The 20022-nt window shown below is 38.5% G+C and carries 20 protein-coding genes and 2 pseudogenes; 5 read left to right on the top strand and 17 right to left on the bottom strand.

Annotated elements, in window-relative coordinates:
- The first annotated feature begins 99 nt into the window (after positions 1-99).
- A complete protein-coding gene (locus ACHZEU_RS23565) occupies positions 100-357 on the top strand; it encodes a GlsB/YeaQ/YmgE family stress response membrane protein (protein ID WP_004231402.1) in 258 nt (85 codons plus the stop codon).
- A gap of 35 nt (positions 358-392) precedes the next feature.
- Here ACHZEU_RS23565 and ACHZEU_RS23560 read toward each other — a convergent pair.
- The 3 genes and pseudogenes from ACHZEU_RS23560 to ACHZEU_RS23550 all read right to left on the bottom strand — a co-directional run.
- Positions 393-746: pseudogene (locus tag ACHZEU_RS23560) on the bottom strand (lytic murein transglycosylase); the annotation flags it as partial.
- A 100-nt stretch (positions 747-846) separates the two neighbouring features.
- Positions 847-2670 carry a reverse transcriptase/maturase family protein gene (locus tag ACHZEU_RS23555; protein ID WP_207889227.1) on the bottom strand — a complete coding sequence of 608 codons (1824 nt, stop codon included), beginning with the start codon at positions 2668-2670 and terminating at the stop codon, positions 847-849.
- A 626-nt stretch (positions 2671-3296) separates the two neighbouring features.
- Complete coding sequence (locus tag ACHZEU_RS23550; RefSeq protein ID WP_279495370.1) at positions 3297-3656, bottom strand: hypothetical protein; 360 nt, start codon at positions 3654-3656, stop codon at positions 3297-3299.
- Between the two features lie 204 nt (positions 3657-3860).
- On the opposite strand from ACHZEU_RS23550, the gene mscL reads away from it, so the two are divergent.
- The 3 genes from mscL to ACHZEU_RS23535 all read left to right on the top strand — a co-directional run bounded on the left by mscL (position 3861) and on the right by ACHZEU_RS23535 (position 7064).
- Positions 3861-4250 carry a large conductance mechanosensitive channel protein MscL gene (mscL, locus tag ACHZEU_RS23545; RefSeq protein WP_009370295.1) on the top strand — a complete coding sequence of 130 codons (390 nt, stop codon included), beginning with the start codon at positions 3861-3863 and terminating at the stop codon, positions 4248-4250.
- A gap of 534 nt (positions 4251-4784) precedes the next feature.
- The gene (locus tag ACHZEU_RS23540; protein ID WP_026023403.1) at positions 4785-5900 is read left to right on the top strand and encodes a methionine biosynthesis PLP-dependent protein; all 1116 of its coding nucleotides are present in this window, start codon (positions 4785-4787) and stop codon (positions 5898-5900) included.
- 3 nt (positions 5901-5903) lie between these two features.
- Positions 5904-7064, top strand: coding sequence for an aminotransferase class I/II-fold pyridoxal phosphate-dependent enzyme (locus tag ACHZEU_RS23535; RefSeq protein ID WP_279495372.1), 1161 nt, complete (start codon positions 5904-5906; stop codon positions 7062-7064).
- Between the two features lie 52 nt (positions 7065-7116).
- On the opposite strand, the gene ACHZEU_RS23530 is transcribed toward ACHZEU_RS23535, so the two are convergent.
- A complete protein-coding gene (locus tag ACHZEU_RS23530; RefSeq protein ID WP_004231389.1) occupies positions 7117-7545 on the bottom strand; it encodes an NUDIX domain-containing protein in 429 nt (142 codons plus the stop codon).
- A gap of 69 nt (positions 7546-7614) precedes the next feature.
- Here ACHZEU_RS23530 and ACHZEU_RS23525 point away from each other — a divergent pair, with 69 nt between their 5' ends.
- On the top strand, positions 7615-8106 hold the full coding sequence (locus ACHZEU_RS23525) for a GNAT family N-acetyltransferase (protein ID WP_004231387.1): 492 nt from the start codon (positions 7615-7617) through the stop codon (positions 8104-8106).
- Positions 8107-8136: 30 nt separating this feature from the next.
- On the opposite strand, the gene ACHZEU_RS23520 is transcribed toward ACHZEU_RS23525, so the two are convergent.
- The 13 genes and pseudogenes from ACHZEU_RS23520 to ACHZEU_RS23460 all read right to left on the bottom strand — a co-directional run bounded on the left by ACHZEU_RS23520 (position 8137) and on the right by ACHZEU_RS23460 (position 19970).
- Complete coding sequence (locus tag ACHZEU_RS23520) at positions 8137-8475, bottom strand: cupin (RefSeq protein WP_279495374.1); 339 nt, start codon at positions 8473-8475, stop codon at positions 8137-8139.
- Positions 8476-8495: 20 nt separating this feature from the next.
- Positions 8496-9032: a hypothetical protein gene (locus ACHZEU_RS23515; RefSeq protein ID WP_279495376.1), complete on the bottom strand. Its 537-nt coding sequence runs from the start codon at positions 9030-9032 to the stop codon at positions 8496-8498.
- A 119-nt stretch (positions 9033-9151) separates the two neighbouring features.
- Positions 9152-9304 carry a YpzG family protein gene (locus tag ACHZEU_RS23510; RefSeq protein ID WP_004231380.1) on the bottom strand — a complete coding sequence of 51 codons (153 nt, stop codon included), beginning with the start codon at positions 9302-9304 and terminating at the stop codon, positions 9152-9154.
- A gap of 108 nt (positions 9305-9412) precedes the next feature.
- Positions 9413-10585 carry an amidohydrolase gene (locus ACHZEU_RS23505; protein WP_404803828.1) on the bottom strand — a complete coding sequence of 391 codons (1173 nt, stop codon included), beginning with the start codon at positions 10583-10585 and terminating at the stop codon, positions 9413-9415.
- 17 nt (positions 10586-10602) lie between these two features.
- Positions 10603-11790, bottom strand: coding sequence for a hypothetical protein (locus ACHZEU_RS23500; RefSeq protein WP_404803827.1), 1188 nt, complete (start codon positions 11788-11790; stop codon positions 10603-10605).
- A gap of 224 nt (positions 11791-12014) precedes the next feature.
- A pseudogene (locus tag ACHZEU_RS23495) lies at positions 12015-12302 on the bottom strand (DUF3784 domain-containing protein).
- Positions 12303-12340: 38 nt separating this feature from the next.
- Positions 12341-13624, bottom strand: a complete 1284-nt coding sequence (locus tag ACHZEU_RS23490; protein ID WP_048392373.1) for an alpha/beta hydrolase — start codon at positions 13622-13624, stop codon at positions 12341-12343.
- Positions 13625-13637: 13 nt separating this feature from the next.
- A complete protein-coding gene (locus tag ACHZEU_RS23485) occupies positions 13638-14717 on the bottom strand; it encodes a DUF1648 domain-containing protein (RefSeq protein ID WP_404803826.1) in 1080 nt (359 codons plus the stop codon).
- 7 nt (positions 14718-14724) lie between these two features.
- The gene (locus tag ACHZEU_RS23480) at positions 14725-15267 is read right to left on the bottom strand and encodes a GntR family transcriptional regulator (protein ID WP_404803825.1); all 543 of its coding nucleotides are present in this window, start codon (positions 15265-15267) and stop codon (positions 14725-14727) included.
- Positions 15268-15640: 373 nt separating this feature from the next.
- Positions 15641-16018 (bottom strand): carboxymuconolactone decarboxylase family protein, encoded by a 378-nt coding sequence (locus tag ACHZEU_RS23475; protein WP_048392371.1) that lies wholly within the window; start codon positions 16016-16018, stop codon positions 15641-15643.
- A 202-nt stretch (positions 16019-16220) separates the two neighbouring features.
- Positions 16221-17600, bottom strand: a complete 1380-nt coding sequence (gene argH / locus ACHZEU_RS23470) for an argininosuccinate lyase (protein ID WP_404803824.1) — start codon at positions 17598-17600, stop codon at positions 16221-16223.
- An 81-nt stretch (positions 17601-17681) separates the two neighbouring features.
- On the bottom strand, positions 17682-18875 hold the full coding sequence (locus ACHZEU_RS23465; protein WP_404803823.1) for an argininosuccinate synthase: 1194 nt from the start codon (positions 18873-18875) through the stop codon (positions 17682-17684).
- A gap of 288 nt (positions 18876-19163) precedes the next feature.
- Positions 19164-19970: a CPBP family intramembrane glutamic endopeptidase gene (locus tag ACHZEU_RS23460; protein ID WP_054549213.1), complete on the bottom strand. Its 807-nt coding sequence runs from the start codon at positions 19968-19970 to the stop codon at positions 19164-19166.
- Positions 19971-20022: the final 52 nt, after the last annotated feature.

Here is a 20022-nt window from a genome sequence, read left to right as displayed (position 1 = left end):
TGTAATAATTACTAAACAAAATCACAGTGTTTAATCTACTCCATTCAGGGTATAACTAAGTAATCGCCATTATATCTTAAATTTAAGGAGATGAAAGTAATGATTAGTTTCATTTGGTATTTAATTATTGGAGGAATTCTTGGATGGCTAGCTGGCGTCATTTTAGGTAAAGATGTACCAGGCGGCATCATCGGGAATATTATTGCAGGGATTGTCGGTTCTTGGATTGGTAGTATGGTTTTAGGGAACTGGGGCTGGAGAGTAAGTGATTTCTACGTGTTCCCAGCACTAATCGGTGCCATCGTGTTGATCTTTATCGTCAGCCTTATTTTAAAAGGTATGCGTAAAGCAACTTAAATATGTAATGAAGAGCCATCCAATGTGATGGCTCTTTATTTTTTTTCATGTAAGAGAACAGCTGCTTGGAGTTCATCGTGAAAATCATCATACAACTGGTAGTAATATAACACATCCTCAACATATTTCTCGCTATGGTTGTATTGATAAACAGCTTTCTTAATATTCCCTGTCGCAGCACCGTATTTGGATAAGTAATTCGCAGCACTAAATACTGCATCCTCAATATCATAGGGATCAGCTATTCCATCCCCATTTGCGTCAACGCCATATCCTCCATATTTAGCAATCGTCTCAGGACTCATCAATTCAGTTTTTGTGATGCTTCCTTTTCCCAAACCTGAGCATGTGGGATGCTGCCAGCCAACGAATGTACAGGGCATGAAGTAGAGTAAGAACCCAGCGCCTTGGCATATTTCTATGCTAGGTTTCCAGGAACTCCTCCCCGAACCGTACGTACACCTCTCAGCGTATACGGCTCTCCACCTATCAGTCTAATTTACCGTTATGTAAATCTAAGTGGCATTTCTTGCATAGTGCCATCGTTTTACGGTTTCTCTCAATCATACGCTTTTCCCATTTCTTTTTGCCTTCAAGGTCTTTTAACTTTTTAATGTGATGAATTTCTAGATCCACATTTGTGGCATGGCACCATTCACATTCCTTTGCTACAAGTCTTTCAATAAGACCTGTTCGGTTGTAAATGATGTTTCTTGTCTTAGAAATAACATCAACATCGGCATATGAGGATGGTAATAGTTTCTTTTTGAATCCATCTTTGTAGAAGAAGGCGATTTTACTGCCGTTGGCAGTTTTGTATCTCACCGCAAAATCTCCGTTGATACTGTATTTTCTGTGAATTTTTCTTACGCTTGATTTATATTTATTTGCGAATGTTTTATACATGCTATATTCCATGATGAATTTAAATCCATCTAGTTTATATACATTGTTCGCTAGCTTGTAGTAGTTATATAAACCTCTGATTTCTGCATTATAGATTGTCAATATTTCAAGGTCATCGTTTTGAAGAAGATGCGCTCGATGAGTAGACTTCCATTTTTGTGTTTTTTTATCTATTTCTAGCGCTTTGTATTCGATTAATTTATTTCGCCATACTTCATGTGGTAAAAGAAGTTCACAACTCATTGTGCGTGTACGTTGTTTATGTCCACTTGCTGTGTATTTTGTCGTTTTGTTATCATGACTAATTTTAATATCATACCCAAGAAATCTTGCTCTTTTACTAGAATGTGTAATGAGCGTTTTTTCTTGTGATAACTCTATTTTCATTTCGTCTTTAAGAAATGTACTAATGTCATGTTTTATTTGCTGACAATCTTCCTTACTTCCAATCACACCAATTAAGAAATCATCGGCATATCGCACATATTGTATTCGTTTGTAGTTTTCATCCATAGGGTCTTTATAAGGTAATTCCATCATGTGATTTTTCAACTCGTCCAAGTGTTGAAGTGCTTGTTCTTTTTCTTCCTCATTCATTTCTTCCCATATTTCCTTATACCTTGCGTTTGCTCGGTATAGCCTAGCTTCTCTTGTACGGTATTCTTTTAGGCGCTTTCGACCCTTGCCTTTATCAAATCTGTCTTTATAAGCTGATACAAAGTTATCTAACTCATTTAAGTAGATATTCGATAGGATGGGGCTGATAATTCCACCTTGTGGAGTACCACTGTACGTCTTATGATATTGCCAGTCCTCTAGGAAACCTGCTTTAAGAAATTTCCAAATTAAATCGATGAATTTGTCATCATTAATTTTTCTTTTTAAAATCTCAATTAGTTTATGGTGGTCAATGTTATCAAAGAATCCCTTAATATCACCTTCCACGAACCATTTAACTCCAGTAAATCTGTCCTTTACTTGCATAAGTGCAGTGTGACAGCTTTTTTCTGGTCTGAAACCATGAGAGTGTATTGAGAAAGTTTTTTCGTACATAGCTTCAAGTAAATTTCGTACTACTTCTTGAACTAGTTTATCCTCGAAAGATGGTATACCTAATGGTCTTTTACCACCGTTCTTTTTTGGAATATAAACCCTTTTGGACGGTTTTGGTTGATAACTACAATCTTTTAGGCTTTCAATTAATCTTTCAATACGTTCTAGACTCATACCATCAATGGTTTGTCCATCGACACCTTGTGTCATATTGCCTTCTTTCGCATAAATCTTTGCGTAAGCCATTAAGTAGAATTCCACGTTATACAGATTTCGATAGATTCGTTCGAATTTGTAATCTTCGCGTTTTGATTGTTTCGTTAGACTGTCTAACACAGTGTTTGGACTTCTCATAGAGCCTCACGCTCCTTTCCAATTTTAGTTAGACTTGATAAGCTGTTCTCCTTCGCCATGTAATGGGCTTTCCCCATCTCGGACTACTACGAGAACTCCGTTACCATATCAGATATTCAGCATCATCTTCCTTGTGTTTTGCACTTGGAATTTGTCACCCGAAGGCATTTTGCATAGCTTAATTTAACATAAGCATTCTGACGTAGGTAATCACCATTTAGTACATATAAGAACAAGCATGATGTAATGTCGGATATGACGTTCGTCCTTTACTACTTATGGTAGTTGGTCAGCGATAGACTACTCACTGTTGACATGCAATTCATCAAAGTGTATTCAGATGTGGCTTCCAATTAACCAATCTGTTTCGCTGTATGACGTAAATAATCATCTTCCATCATAGGTGGGCCAATAACCCCCTCGGACTGTCATTCAGGCAGTATAGCTTTTATCCTCGTTTACATCTTTTCATTTTGCTATTCAGTCGTAACGTGATGATTCGATAACTTATAGCTTTCCCAACATGCTACACTCCCCGATATTTGGTTTCCCTCACGGATAAGTTGGGTAATGATAGGCATTGTAGTCTCGCCTACTCCTTGCTAGTGGAGATTTCTTATATGACCTTATGGTCGCACTTGCATATGCCCCTCTGCCCCAGCAGATGATACCATTGATTTTACCGTAGAAAACCGTGTTTCAATACGATGATGCGCAGCAAGTAATGTCCAGGGTACACCATATTTTTCTTCTGCAGCTACATAAACGGGAATGTATTGCTCAGGAATTTTCATATCGAAATGCTGTTGAATCTCCTCAATTGCCTTTTGCTGGACAAGCTTTTCGAATATCGGTAATGTTTGAAGCTCCTTCCAAGCAAAAAATGTGAGAACATACACGGTAATTGCAATTGGAATCAATAATGCTATCATACCCAATTTTGTCGCGGGTGATAACAGAGGTTTGTTATTCTTTTTCTTTGCCATACGTCACACCTAATCTAGTATTCTTTTTCTATATTACCAAATTTTCCGTAATGTGCAGTATATCTTTTCATTTTGAAAGAATGAAGTCTTCCACATCTATGAAAGTACATCATTTCCACCATGAAAGCAGTTGAAAGGTTTGCTAAAAATATAGTAAAATACAGATTGATTCGTTTATTGGATAATAATAGGGAGGAATTTATTTTGTGGAAAGACTTTAAAGAATTTGCGATGAAAGGCAATATTGTCGATCTAGCAGTAGCAGTAGTCATTGGTGGTGCTTTCGGTAAAATTGTTACCTCCTTAGTTGAAAATATCATCATGCCATTAGTCGGTGTTTTAACAGGTGGTATTGATTTAACAAAGAGTTTTGTTTTTGGCTCAGGTGAAGCCCAAATCAATTTTGGTGTATTTCTACAATCCATCATTGATTTTTTAATCATAGCATTTGCCATTTTTATGGCCTTACGAATTATGACAAAGCTCACACGTAAAAAAGAAGAAGCAGTCGTGGAAGAACCGGCACCTGAACTCGATGCCAAAGAAGAGCTTCTCAAAGAAATTCGCGACTTGCTAAAAAAAGAACAAGCCTAACATGTTGTTAAAGCATCTGTCTCTCAAAGGAGGCAGATGTTTTTATTTTGTCTCCTTTATTTTTTGTGTTCTAACCGCTACTTCAAAACTATCCCCCACTTTGTCTGCTCTATCCATCACTTTTCACGTTGTATCCGCTACTTTTTACGTTCTATCCGCTACTTCCGAACCTATCCCCCACTTTGTCCGCTCTATCCCTCATTTTTTACGTTGTATCCGCTACTTTTCACGTTCTAACCGCTACTTCAGAACCTATCCACCACTTTGTCTGCTCTATCCACCACTTTTCGCGTTGTATCCGCTACTTTCTATCTTGTATCCGCTAACTTGAAACTATCCTCTCTTTAGCTCTATCTTTATTCTGGAATCTCCTACTATTCCTAGGTGATTAACTATAAATAATCTAGCTAATTTTCAGAAATCACCTTGTTCTTCTTTAGTATCCATGTTAAATTGGTAACAATTATTGAGAATACTATTAAATTGAAAGCAAAAGTTGTTGCTTTTAATAATATTGAAGAAAAGAGTGACGTCATGACATTAAACAGAAGTATTGAAACAAAGCTTGTACAACTTGGTAATTTAAGTGACCCAGCAACAGGAGCTGTGAGCCCACCCATTCATTTATCGACTGCTTATAAACATACTGGGATTGGTGAATCTACTGGTTTTGACTATACACGTACAAAAAATCCTACACGTGCTCTTTTAGAAGCAGGAATTGCTGATTTAGAGGGTGGTGATATGGGCTTTGCCTGTAGTTCCGGGATGGCTGCCATTCAATTGGTGTTATCCCTATTTAAACCAGGCGATGAATTAGTCGTGCCAGATGATTTATATGGTGGTACATATAGACTTTTTAATTTCTTCCAAGATACTTATAATATTAAGCCTGTTTATTCAAAATTTGAATCTGTTGAACAGGTGGAAGCATTAATGAATGAAAATACACGTGCAATATTTATTGAAACACCAACAAATCCACTTATGCAGGAGTTTGATTTACAAGTGTATGCGGAGTTAGCACATAAGCATGGGGCATGGTTAATTGTGGATAATACTTTTTATACGCCTTACTTCCAACGCCCTATTGAATTAGGCGCAGATATTGTGCTTCATTCTGCAACGAAGTATATTGGTGGTCATAATGATGTTTTAGCTGGGCTAGTGGTTGCTAAAGGCACAGAATTAGCCGAACGCATTGGCTTTATTCATAATGGTAGTGGCATGGTGTTAGGAGCTATGGATTCATGGTTACTTATTCGTGGTCTAAAAACAATGCATCTACGCTTAAAGCAACATGATGCCAATGCGAAGGCTATTGCTGCTTACTTAGAGGAAGAAGAGTTAGTGACCGATGTCCTTTATACTGGAAAAGGTGGCATGCTGTCATTCCGCTTGCAAAAGCCTGAGTGGATTGACCCATTCCTTCGTAACTTAAAGTTAATTACTTTTGCTGAAAGTCTTGGCGGTGTCGAAAGCTTTATTACGTATCCTGCTACACAAACACATGCAGATATGCCTTATGAAGAGCGTGTGGAGCGTGGCGTTTGTGATCGTTTATTACGCTTCTCTGTTGGCATTGAGGAAGCAGAAGATTTAATTGCAGACTTACGACAAGTGTTTGATATCCTTAGAAAAGAGGCGTAATTGATGAAGCAACGTATTGAAACAAGCCTCATTCACGCAGGTGTTCGTGATGGCTATAGTAATAAAAAAGGGGCTGTTAACGTCCCGATGTATCTGTCCTCTACTTTCCATCAAGAAAGTATAGATGAATTTGGAGAATATGATTATGCTCGTTCAGGCAACCCTACAAGAGATGCGTTAGAAAAAGCTGTAGCAGAGCTTGAGGGTGGCGTTCGTGCCCATGCATTTTCATCTGGTATCGCTGCCGTATCAGCAGCATTAATGCTGTTATCGCAGGGAGATCATATCGTCATGACTGAGGATGTTTATGGTGGAACCTATCGTTTTGTAACAAAGGTGTTGCCGCGCTTTGGGATTTCCCATACATTTGTAGATTTTACGGATCTAGCAGCTGTAGAAGCAGCAATCACGCCAGCTACAAAACTACTTTATATGGAAACACCATCAAATCCAACGTTAGGCATTACAGATATTCGTGGTGTAGTGGCGCTTGCCAAGCAACACCACTGCCTTACATTCTTGGATAATACTTTTATGACACCGTTACACCAACGCCCACTAGAACTTGGTGTAGATGTCGTCATTCATAGTGCAACGAAGTTTTTATCTGGACATTCTGATATTATTGCTGGCTTAACGGTTACTGCCGATGAAAAGCTAGGTCAGGATCTCTACTTTATCCAAAATTCATTCGGTAATATTTTAGGTGTACAGGATTCATTCACACTACTACAAAACATCAAAACAACAGATGTACGTTTTAGTCGTTCTGCTGAATCTGCACAAAAAATTGCTGTGTATTTGGCTAGCAATCCACTAGTTGAGCAGGTCTACTATCCAGGGCTTGCTTCACACCCTGGCTACGCTATTCATCAACGTCAAAGCACAAGTCCTGGGGCCGTTTTATCCTTCCGACTACCAAGCTATATAGCTGCAAAGGTATTGGTTGAGGCGATGACAATTCCAGTATTTGCGGTCTCTCTTGGAGGAGTAGAATCTATTCTTTCTTACCCTGCAAAAATGAGTCATGCTGCTATGGAGCCTGAAGAGCGTGCTAAACGAGGCATCACAGATGGTCTTCTACGTTTTTCTGTAGGACTTGAGCATGTTGATGATTTAATTGCTGATTTTGCACAAGCCCTAGAGATTGCTGCCAAGGCTTAATTGAATCAACATAAAAACCGCGTCCAATTGACGCGGTTTTATTATAATAGGTTCAATTTCTCACCTTTGCTAACAATCGGTATAAATAATCGCCATGCCCCTTTGCTAGCAGGGCATCTTGCTCAGCTGAAATCCAATAGAATGAAAAGATTAAATCCCCTTCGTTTAAGCCTGTTGGATGATGTTGCCATGCATCCCGTGTTTCATCGGATGTTAAATGATAAAAATACCGTTTCTGTAAAACACCTGATGGATGATTAAAATAGTCCTGTGCTATTAGCGCTTGAACGACAAGTGTGGTTAGACCTGTTTCTTCTAGCATTTCACGTTTCACAGCATCTAAAGGTGTTTCCCCTTCCTCAACCGTACCTTTGGGCACCTGGATACCTGCCCCAACTGAATTCTGTTCAAATACGAGTACCTGTAATTGATCCTCATGCGTTCTCGTGATATAGCCAAAAGCTTTTTCAATTACTTGCATGAAAGTGACCCCCTTTGAATGATTGAATGTTACAATAAAGAGAAAAATTGGAATAGCAGGTGAAAAGTGTTGACACTTATTATACGACAGATGCAAGAAAATGACATTACTTTTGTACAAGAAATTGCTAGAATAAGCTGGCATCATACATACGAAGGAATCATTCCACGTGACATTCAAGATCGTTTTTTACAACTAGCTTATAGTCGAGAACGATTAATCGAACGTCTTATCAATAGTCCGTTTCTCGTTGCAATTTTTGATGAATGGCTAGTAGGCTTTGCTAATTTTTCAAATGTAACACAAGGTGAGGCGGAGCTACATGCGATTTATTTACATCCTGATATGCATGGTAAGGGCGTGGGTACTGCACTTTTACAGGAAGGACTACGCATGCTCCCAAATCTATCGTCTTTATTTGTTTGTGTAGAGAAAGAAAATAAACTTGGTATGCATTTTTATCAAGCAAAGGGATTTGTAGCAATAGAAGAATTTGATGAACAATTTGATGGCCATCTACTTAAAACAGTTAAATTGGTTAAACAATATGAAAAAGTGTAACGGTTCTTGCAACTACCGTTACACTTTTATTTATGTAAGATTTATCTGCTCCGCTTGGATAACAAGTGCTGTTAAGCCCGTTATACTACCAGATTCATGTGCCTGTCCTTGATGCCATAGTACTCCCTGTCCTGTTTTTATCGTGATTTTTTCAGCATCTTCACCACTAATCCATCCCTCTCCATTAATAACGATAAAAAGCTGTGGAATGGGCGCGTCATGCAAACCAACCACACCGCCTGGCTCAATATAGATGAAACCGATCGTCGTAGGTACTTCCGTTTTCGTGATTTTTCTATAAAATGTATCGATGGATTGGTATTGATGAATTGGATTTGCTAAATCTTGTGTAAATTGTATGAGTTGCATTTCGCGAAAATCCCTTCCTATTAGGCTAGTTCTTCTTCAGCAAATGCTAAAAGTGTTCCATCTTCTTTTTTAAAATAAAAAGCAAATGCATCATAGCCATTTCTTTTAATCGTTTCCCAATTAGTGGTTTCTCCATTTATAAGTTGAACATTTTCTTGTTCATCTACCTCATAGTCGTCTATTTCTTGGTCATAGTCGATGTTATAGAAAAATGATAATACGACTTCTGTTTCGGGTAAATTATATTTTTCTAGAGGACGGTTGTCACGGTGATTCTCTGTATACGCCTCACAAAATAGCGCATTATAACCATGTAGAGTCGCATCAAAGAGCAAAATTTCCTCGGCGGATAAAGGATCTTTAGCAACGATTCTAGCGGTTGAGCCTGTAATATAAGGCATTTCCTCCCCTTCAATCATTAGCAAATCACCGTAATACCAAATTTCAAATTGTTCATTGCCTGCACTAGAATGAAGCTGAAACTGGGATTCAACGTCATCTATAATTTGGACGTTTCCTGCAAATTGCTGTAGATAAATGGGAATAGGATTAATCATAGCTTTCCTCTCCTTTTCTGTTAGAAATTACTTCCTTACAATATAATACATCTTTCTTAGTCATAAAGAAAAACCCAGAATTTTTTCTGGGCTTGATGACACTTACTTTTCTAGCATGATTAAAACTGACGGGCCTTTGCTTCACTTCGCAAGAGACGGTTATGGAGAGTAATCTCCGTTTCACCATTTACTTGCGATTTTGATCGCTTAATCCTTGACCAGTTGCGGTGGATTTTTTGAGATTTGGGGTCTAGTTGTTCGAACCTACTCATTTTTCATCCTCCTCATCATTATAGATTTCATAAGTGAAATCTTCTTTATTATGACCCGCTAAGGTGAATTTATACTAATTTCATAAGAAGCTTAGTTACTTCACTTTATTAGTTTTCGCTTAACCAAGTTAATGCATATTGTACATATAATTCGGCTCCAACGCGCAAACCATCTTCATCGATATTAAAATGGCCGTTATGATGTGCCCAGCGTGTATCCTTTTCTGTATTGCCTGAGCCTACTAGAGCAAAACAGCCAGGTACTTCATCTAAGTAAAAGCTAAAGTCTTCTCCACCCATTGTCGGATCATCAATATGATAAGCATCCGCGCCAAAATGTTCAGCTGCAAGGCGCTCGACTAAGCTGGCACTCGCCACATCATTGTTGACGGCTTGTGTACCATATTCWTAAACGACCTCYGCTGTGCCACCATAAAGTGAGGCAATCTGGTCAGCATAATGACGAATTTGCGTTTCGATATGTGAACGAACCTCTTTATCAAAACAACGCACAGTCCCTTCTAAAATGGCATCTTCTGCAATTACATTAAAGCGTGTGCCAACCTCCATTTTTCCAATTGTAAGAACGGCAGGTTGAAGTGGATTGACTGTACGTGCCACAACTGTTTGGACATTCAAAGCAAACGTTGAAGCAATCATCACGGCATCAATGGCATCATGTGGGACTGCGGCATGACCGCCCTGCCCTTTAAAGCGCACTTTGAAAATATCAGCAGAGGCAAAGGCAGGACCTTTATTACACTGAATTTTCCCTGTGTCAATTTGTGACCAAATATGAATACCAAAGACGTTAGCTACACCTTTCATTGCTCCTTGCTCTACCATCGCTTTTGCGCCTGTAGCTACTTCTTCCGCTGGCTGGAAAATAAAACGAACTGTTCCCTCAATTTCTTCTTGTACCGTATGTAATGTCTTAGCTGCAATCAGCAACATGGCTGTATGCGCATCATGACCACAGGCATGCATCTTACCATCCGTTTTAGAGCGATACGGAATATCTTCTCGTATTTCATAAACTGATAATGCATCCATATCTGCACGTAAGGCAACGGTTTTTCCTTCCTTGCCCCCTTTTAACTCCGCAATAATGCCTGTTGGCTCTGTTCGTCTATACGGAATACCAAGGTTCTCTAAATATGCTGCTACATAATTCGTTGTTTCATATTCTTCCCAAGAAAGCTCTGGCTCACTGTGCAATTTTTGACGAATTGCCACAAGCTCACTATTTAATTCCGCAATAATTTCTTTCATTTTATTCATGCTGACTCTCTCCTTCTTTATAGCCAATTGACAAAAATACCCGCTAAAATCACAGATGTTATCGTTACACTAATGAAACCTCCCACAAGCATCGGTGGTAACATATGACTTAACAGCATTTCTCGTTCTTTTTGATCGGCTGTGGACGATTTCACTACTTCATTCGTTAAAATATAATCTGCTGGGAACCCATAGAGCGCTGTTAAGGATACAGCAAACGCTAAATTCGGGCTGACCTTTAAAACTTTTCCTGCGATGAAAGAGAAAATATACATACCAATGACTGCTAAGACAATAGACACTACTAATGGCACAATAATACGCATCAGCATTTCAGGGGAAGCCTGTTTTAAGCCATCAAATATAAAGAGCATTAACCCCATAATGGCAAAACCGAAGCCATTTGCTTTTTGCAATGGTTGTCTTTCTAAAAAACCAAATGTCGATGCAAGGACACCAAACACTAGGCATAGCACTAACGCATTGACTGTCACAACAGGTGCTAATGCTGTAGATGTACCATACGCTAATAATCCAACAAGCGCTAAACGGAAAAATTTAAAGTATTCTGTATTGTACTTGGTAGGAATTTTCCTAAATAATTTTGGTTGCTCAGATGCCTGTTCAACATCTTCCTCTACCTGTGTTACCGATTGTATATTCCCTTGCTGATGTTCTTTTAATAAACGTYTTGCTTCACGCTTCAATACAATGGACGTGATGGGATATCCTGCAAAACCTTGAATGACATAAATTACAATGGCAAAGACGGCTAAATCCTCTAAGCCAGCTGCAGAAGCGCCTTCTGACATTACTAGCGCTGCCACAACACCACCGACTAATGGTGGAACTGCAACAATCATCGTTTTTAAATCAAATAGCAAGGCACCAATTGTAAATAATATGGCGATGATGCCTACAATACCAGCTAAAGAAATAACGATGGCTTTCCACTGGTTTTTCAATTCCTTAAGGGACAGAAGTGTACCCATATTCGTAATTAATAAATACATTAACATCGTGGCAACGACTGGACCAATCCCGGCAATACTAACAATATCTTTCGGGAAGAATGTCCAATAGCCAATTAAAAATAATACCGCACAGACGAACACAGATGGAATCCACGCCTTCGTTCTTGTTGCTACGATATCTCCGATGTAAAGAATAGCAAGTACTATCGTCAGTGCTAACATTTGCGACATATCAAAGAATTCTCCTAACTTAGTAATTTTTTAATGTCATCTATAATAATACTAATTATTCTTAAAATTCTATTTTTACAGAAAAGAAGAAAAACAGCGCATGAACGAGCATATTCGTGACACTAAAATTACGGTTTTCCAAATATTTAGATTTTAAAGAATTCTCATAAAGCGCTTACAAAAAAATAGAACCATTATAAAATGGTTCTACTTTCTCTTACATGCTATTTTTTGAAACGATTACCTGTGTTCGCATAGAWCAAAWAWAATATCGTAAKGGMGWCAAAAWGTACAAGACCTACATGAAATAACCATTSTGTATKGMAAAATTCGTTTAKTMTCCATAAAAGGACAMAAAAACAGTAGCCATACAWCATTWTTCCCATAAATCTTGCCAGTGCCTTTTCATCATATTGTTCTTTATCTTCCTGTGCCATCGTATGAAAGCCTTCAAGTAGAAAAGCTCCTTTACCTTGCGATAGAACAATGGCGAAGATGAGAAACGGCAGCATGATTATTAAATAGACAAGTACTCCCAAGGTTAATCATCCTACTTTTCATTTTTAATAAATTGCTCAATTGCTGGTAGTAATTCTTCATGCAGTGGCAGCGAAGGGTCTGCATAGGTTGCTAAGTTTTTGGCGCGATCTGCCGGTGCCTTTTTCAATACGTGATTCATACCCGCTAGATAAAGTAATTTTGAGTCTTGTTTGCCTTTCTTCAATGCCTCAGCATCGGCTTCCTTCACTTGTAAATCCGTTGTTCCTTGTACTAGCAATACACGGCTTTTTACTTTTGCAAGCTCATTAGCAGGTTGATATTTTAGCAAGGAAATCAGGAAAGGCTGTACAGATGGACGGAAAAGGGCCTGTAGCTCTGGCGAAATATTTTTCACTTGCTCCCCTTGCTTTAAAGCTGTCAAAATATTCGTGGATTCATTAAAAAGCTTTGGTGCTAATTGACCTTTTAATTGCTCTAAAAGCACTTCATCTAACGATCTACCTGCACCGGCAATGGAGACAAAGGATGCTACGCCTGTCTTTTGAGCCGCGAGCAAACCAATGAGTGAGCCTTCGCTATGACCAATCACATGGACACTTGTGTAGGCTTTATCAGCCATCAATGTTTGGATAATTTGTACAGCATCATCAACGTATTGGTCAAACGTTCCTTCCTCTTCCTTTGTTAAGAGCGCTTGATTGTCACCAAGTCCTCGCTTATCATAACGCACCGTCGCAATGCCCTGTTGTGCTAAACCTTCGGCCAACATTTTCAAGCTATTATTTTTTCCAGCCAAAGCGGAATTACCATCTTTATCAGTTGGCCCCGATCCTGCTATTATCAGTGCCACTGGTGATGGAGATGGAGAAGCCTTTTGTACAGCTACCGTTAAGTTACCGTTTTGAACGGGAATTTTTAATGTGTCATAGGTAACAGGTTGCTCTTTATAAGCCTTTAGTATTAAAGGAAATTTCCCACCATTTTGTTGAAATGTAGCCTCTATTTGTTCATTTTTGATTGTGCCATTAATGGCAATAGCAGAGCCGTTTAAATTTATGGACACTTTTACTTTATCACCTGTATACGTCACACTTTGAAATGGAAAATTAGATAAGCCCTGTGCTGGCACGGATAATGTACCACTTTCCTTCTTTAAATCGATAATAATCGGTAATGGTCCATTTGGCGTTTCAATAGTTCCTTCCCATTTTCCAATAAACTGTTCATTCATTGCATTTGTCCCCTTTGATCCTTGATGTTGTGCAGTGACCTCTTTTTGCCCACAGGCAGCTAAAAGTAAAATTGTACAGCAAATCAATAACCATTTTTTCATCTAATCTTCCTTTCTATATGAAAATCACCAATAAAATTGGCAGTAACGTAATCGCTATTAAGATGTAACACCATTTGTTCGCGAAATTTACAGTCCAACCAATCCCGAACTTTTTAGGCACTAATAAGGATGGATCATTTTTATTGCAATAAAAAATACCCCATTTCCAGTATTGATCATCTGTGGCAGCTGTTTCATTTGTATGTACCTCATCAAAACGTTCATTACTTTTACTGAGCTTCCAAATGAACACTAGTAAACCACCCAACGTAACGACATTAAAGACAAGAAAAAGTGGGAAGAAGTAGGGAGCCGTTTGGTCTTGTAAAATAACAGTTGTATAGTGTAAAACAACAAATAGAATTGTCATACTAAAATTAATGGCTGCCAGGTACCAGCTTCCGTATTTACGCTGAGTTAACTCCCGATGAATGGATGCTTCTTTGGCCTGTGCACTTAATTGAATTTTGGCACTTTTCATGCCTTKACTCATCATGAAAAAACAAATTTGTATTGCCAATAATATAAGTGGCATACTGATGACTGAGAGCCGCGATTTTTGAGTCCAACCATCGACCTCTCCTGCCCCATTCCAATGAGTTGCGAAAACCTTAGGGATTAAMTCATAGTTCATGTACGTAAAAGCGATTAATGCAAGTGTGATGATAATGGGTACACTAAAAAATATAGGTGATAATGTTTCCTCTTTCTGGCGGATAGACAAATCTGTCACATATACTGTTTTTATTTGTGCCTCCCACTGCTCCTGCACCTTTAATTTTTTCGTTTTAGCATGATAACTCATGTAAAGACCTGATGATAAAAGGAGCATGACATACAAAAGGATAAAGGAAATTAAAGATACCTTCTCCTCTTGTATAGGTGAAAGATAGAGAGCGATTTGACCTACTAAGAATAAGCCAGCAATCCCTGCGATGATTTGGCTATAATGCTTCTTCCACAGCTTTAATTGTGGATGTTTGACATATGGTTCGGGTATGGAAACACCAAAAACAAGTGTTTTTCTTGTTAAATGTGGTGTCATCATTTCCATAATTCCGACAATGATAAAGATGCCTACAATTATAAGCATACTACCCCTACTTCCATTGTTTTAAAATTCGCTGGAACAAACTTGTCATTTGCTCTTTCTCGAGGCCACGCGCAAAAGCCTCCGCCATGATAGGCTTCAAGGCATTTTCGACTTTTTCAACCTCCGTTTCTTCCAGCGCTCTCTTTTGACCACCAATAATGACCGCTTTTGCTTTCGGCTTCAATTCAATTAAACCCTTCTCTTCAAGCTCATGATAACTTTTACTGACCGTGCTAACATTGATGCCTAGATCTGTAGCCATCGAACGTACAGACGGTAAAGTATCACCATTTTTCAGCTCACCTTGCGCAATGCATTCTAWTATTTGAWTGGCCAATTRTTTATAWARCTNNAATTCAMTGTTWGGATCTAATWGTATTTSSATAATAACCMTMYWATYTRTAYTGCTTATAACCAAACAGAAATCTGTTATGCATRGAGTAATACAGATTTTCTTTAATGTCAAATGAAGGAATTTTTTATGGTGTTGAGTAGAGGTTTTTTCACAATAAGAGCGGGAGCCCTTCCTTAGGAGCGCTTTAATCTTCATTTAGAGCGGGTTCTCCTTCCTTAGGAGCGCTTTGAACTTCATTTAGAGCGGATCTTGAGTACTTTAGACCCCAAATAAGAAACAAAAAGGACCCAGAATAATTCTGGATCCATGGACACTTATTGCTTCTATTTGATTTTTAACTGATATGGTTTACACTTCTTCTTAATCTATAGCAAAACAGAATGTTCTGTTTCACCTTTAGGCTTAAGATTTAGAAGCTTCAACCTTCAACAGTTGTGGCGGACTTTCCTGAGATTCTTGGTCTTTGGGTGTTTGACTATTACTACTCATTCTGCATCCTCCYCATCAGATTAGATTAATAAGTGGTTCCTCTCTTATTATGAGCCTTCTTCTATTTTTTATACATGCTTTAGCTTTTCTCTGCAAAGAGTTGTTGGGCTATCGTTAAAGCATTTTGCACTCTTGGAAAACCGATGTAGGGTGCTAATTGTAAAAGTGCCTCGACCACTTCTGTCTGTGTCAAGCCTGCATGTAATCCACGCTGAATATGCGTTTTGGTTTGTGGTGCAGCACCTTGTGTAACTACCGCTGTTATCACGACGAGTGCTCGACTCTTTGCATCCAGCCCAGGCCGTGCATAGACATCACCGTAAGCAAATTCAATAATCATTTTGCGTAAATCGGGTGCTATATCGGCTAATGCATCGGATTCAATCATCCGTGCTGCTTCTTCTTCTGTCACATATTGTTTAATTGTTTCGAGCCCCTTTGTAAAACGTTCATTCATTTCTTCATCCCTCCTACATTTACTTATACAAAAACCCCAATTCCGCGTCTCCAGAATTGGGGATTGTCCTTCACATATGTAAGGTTCTCTTCTTCACGTCACCCTCTGGCTCAGTGAAAAAGGATAAAGGTTTTCATAGTGCCTCACAGGACAGCTTTAATGAATATCTATGCAAAAAGTCACAAGGACATGCACGCAAAAATTAAATGGCTACAAGACAGGCTTTCGCTTTTTCAATTTGGATTTTTACTTGTTCAAAGCCAGTACCACCTAAGGAATGGCGGCGACGAACAGCAGCTTCTGGCGCTAGTACATCATAAATATCCGCTTCAATTAACGTACTTTCTTGCTGCATTTCTTCCAATGGCAAGTCTAATAAATAAATGCCCTTTTGAATACATGTAAAGACAAGCTTACCAGTCACCTCATGTGCCTCACGGAATGGCATCCCCTTTGTAGCAAGATAATCTGCTAGCTCCGTTGCATTTGAAAAATCAGCGTGAACAGCCTGATGTAAGCGTTCCGTGTTGACAGTCATTGTACTAACCATACCTTCAAAGATTTTAAGTGAACCAAGAATCGTATGAACAGTGTCAAACATCCCCTCTTTGTCCTCCTGCATATCTTTGTTATATGTTAATGGTGTGCCTTTTAACACCGTTAATAAGCCCATTAGATTCCCATAAACACGCCCTGTTTTACCACGAATAAGCTCTGCCATATCTGGGTTTTTCTTTTGTGGCATAATCGAAGAACCTGTTGAGAAGGCATCATCCAGTTCGATAAATTTAAATTCATCTGTAGACCAGATAATAATTTCCTCAGCAAAGCGTGATAAATGCGCCATAAGTAAGGAGGAATGACTTAAAAATTCAACGATAAAATCACGATCACTTACAGCATCCATGGAGTTTGCGTAAACCTCGCTAAACCCTAATAACTCTGCTGATTTTAAACGGTCAATCGGGAAAGTTGTCCCTGCCATTGCCCCAGCACCTAAAGGTAAAATATCAATACGTTTTATGGATTCTGTAAAACGTTGTTTATCACGCTCTAGCATCCAAAAATAAGCCATTAAATGGTGTGCAAAGGAGATTGGCTGTGCACGTTGTAGATGCGTATAACCTGGTGCAATCGTTTCAATATGCTCTTGTGCTTTGTCTAATAGTGTTTGTTGGAACGTCACAATTAAATCWATTGCTTCCTGCACACGCTTTTTCAAGAAAAGATGCATATCCGTTGCTACTTGGTCATTTCGGCTACGTCCTGTATGTAGTTTGCCACCGACAGGACCTATTAAATCAATTAACATTTTTTCTAAATTTAAGTGTATATCTTCATTGGCAACGCTAAATTCAAGCTCACCTGCGATTGCCTTATCTTTTAATTGGGCAAGACCACCTAGTATGGCCTCTACATCAGCTGCTGGTAAAATTCCTGTAGCACCAAGCATTGTGACATGTGCAACACTACCTTCAAGGTCCTCTAGCACAAGTTGCTGGTCAAAGCCAATGGATGCGCCAAATTCGTCTACCCATGCTTCTGCTGATTTTTGGAAACGTCCACMCCAAAGTTTTGTCATGTCAGCTCACCTTTTCCTCGATTACTTATCAAAAGGTGTRKTWAAAGSACRARTGCCTCACMMCACCTTGSWTGTTYAACATTACTTTKTATTCACAGATGAGTTCACTACAGTTGGTAGCCCCCATAACTCGATAAAGCCTACAGCGGAAGCATGATTGAATTGATCTTCCTTCGAGWATGTTGCTAGCTTTTCACTGTATAATGAATTTGGTGATTTACGTCCTTCTACAATCGCATGTCCTTTAAATAGTTTCACACGTACTGTACCATTCACATATTGTTGTGTTTGCGCAAGGAATGCTTCCAGAGCATCACGTAATGGTGAGAACCATAGACCGTCGTAAATTAATTCGGATAGTTTTTTCTCGATTACTGGCTTGAAGTGTGCTAATTCTTTTACAAGCGTTAAGTCCTCAAGCTCTTTATGCGCTGTTAACAGCACTTTTGCACCTGGAATTTCATAAACCTCACGAGATTTAATACCAACTAAACGATTTTCAACGTGATCGATACGTCCTACACCATGAGCACCTGCTACTGCATTTAATTCTTGAATTAAATCAGCAAGCTTCATTTCTTTTCCATTTAATGCTACTGGTTTACCAGCTACAAACTCGATTTCCACATACTCTGCTTCATTCGGTGCATTTTCAACAGAAACAGTTAAGCCATAAGCTTCTTCTGGTGGTGACACCCATGGGTCTTCCATAATGCCAGCTTCATTCGCACGGCCCCATAGGTTTTGGTCGATTGAGAATGGTGAATCCAATGTTGCAGGAATCGGTACATTATGCTTCATTGCATATTCGATTTCCTCATCACGGCTCCAGCCCCACTCACGTACTGGTGCTAATACCTCTAAATCTGGATTTAATGCTTTAATCGATACTTCAAAACGAACTTGGTCATTCCCTTTACCTGTGCAACCATGCGCAACAGCATCTGCGCCTACTTGATTAGCAATCTCTACTAGTTTTTTCGAGATAAGTGGACGGGAAAGTGCTGATACTAATGGATACTTTTGCTCATACCAAGTATGTGCTTGTAAAGAAATTAATGCATACCCTTCAGCAAATTCGTCTTTCGCATCTACCATATAAGATTCAATCGCTCCTACTTGAAGAGCTTTATTTTTTACGAATTCAAGATCTTTCCCTTCGCCAACGTCAAGACATACTGCAATTACGTCCCAACCTTGTTCTTTTAACCATGGAATTGCTACCGAAGTATCAAGTCCACCCGAATAAGCTAATACCACTTTTTTATTTGCCATTAAAAATGCGCCTCCATTGCTCTATCGATATGTATGTTTATACATTCATTTAAAAGTTTATACACGAATAGTATCATGTTATAAAAATAAATACAAGTGTATTTTTATAAATTCATAGACTTTTATTTTTATTGTCAAAAGTAAGTCGTTCCYTGTATAAGGTTGACAAGAAATCCATGGCAATTCACTCGAAAAAACGTTTTTTTACTATATATATAAATGTATACTATATAAATTTAGCAACGGACGAAAAAAAAGAATCCATGATACAAACTGGATTCTTTCTAGTTACTCGGCTGATTGTATCTTATACAAGACTTTTTTAGGATTAATCAAAATCAGTAGAACGGCCGCCGCCGAATATAAAATAGCATTATACATAATTAAATCAATTAGGTTTCCATTAATGGAGCCGATAAAAAAATTAAAGAGCTGATGAATAATAATAGGAATGATTAAATTCTGATTGATCGTATAAAATACTGTCATGATGATGGTCGTAGCTATAATCGTTAACATAAAGAAGAAGCTATATTTGATCAAATCCATTCCCATAAACCCTGTTGTAAGCCATATCGGTAAATGCCACATTCCCCACCAAAAGCCTATGATAATTGAAGCTATTAATGGCGAATACTTCTTTTGCAGCTCCAGCAGTGCAAAGCCCCTCCATCCTAACTCCTCACCCAGTGGTCCTGACAAAAGCGTTTTAACAAAATAAAAACTGAGCATGCCCCATGAAGACAGCGTAAAAATAGAGGTTTCTTCATAATTATTCATGATATGAAACAAAATCATGATAAAGATAGCTGTTTGTATCATCACGATTAAAACAATTACTGAAAGTGACAATTTGTTTTTGAATTTTTGTTTGACAAAGTGGATAAAACGTTGCCCAGGATAGATTCTTGGAAATAGTAACGCAAAGGCAAAGGTGGATGACCAAGCCGATAGACAGCGTACGGTATCAAATAGCCAAGTAGGATAGCCTAATAGCTTGACGGCTCCTACAACACAGAAAAGTGGCCAAAAAATAATATTGGTTAAAATAATAAAGCTTGCTACTGGTTTTTTTAATTTCTTTTTTCTACGCAAGTAGATCCCCCATTTCATCTGAATATCTTCAGCATAAACCTAGGGGTTGCTC

The organism is Lysinibacillus sp. S1 (assembly GCF_044986265.1).
Taxonomy (GTDB): domain Bacteria; phylum Bacillota; class Bacilli; order Bacillales_A; family Planococcaceae; genus Lysinibacillus; species Lysinibacillus capsici.
The sequence above is the reverse complement of the archived record's forward strand: the minus strand, read 5'-3'. Positions and strand labels throughout refer to the sequence as shown.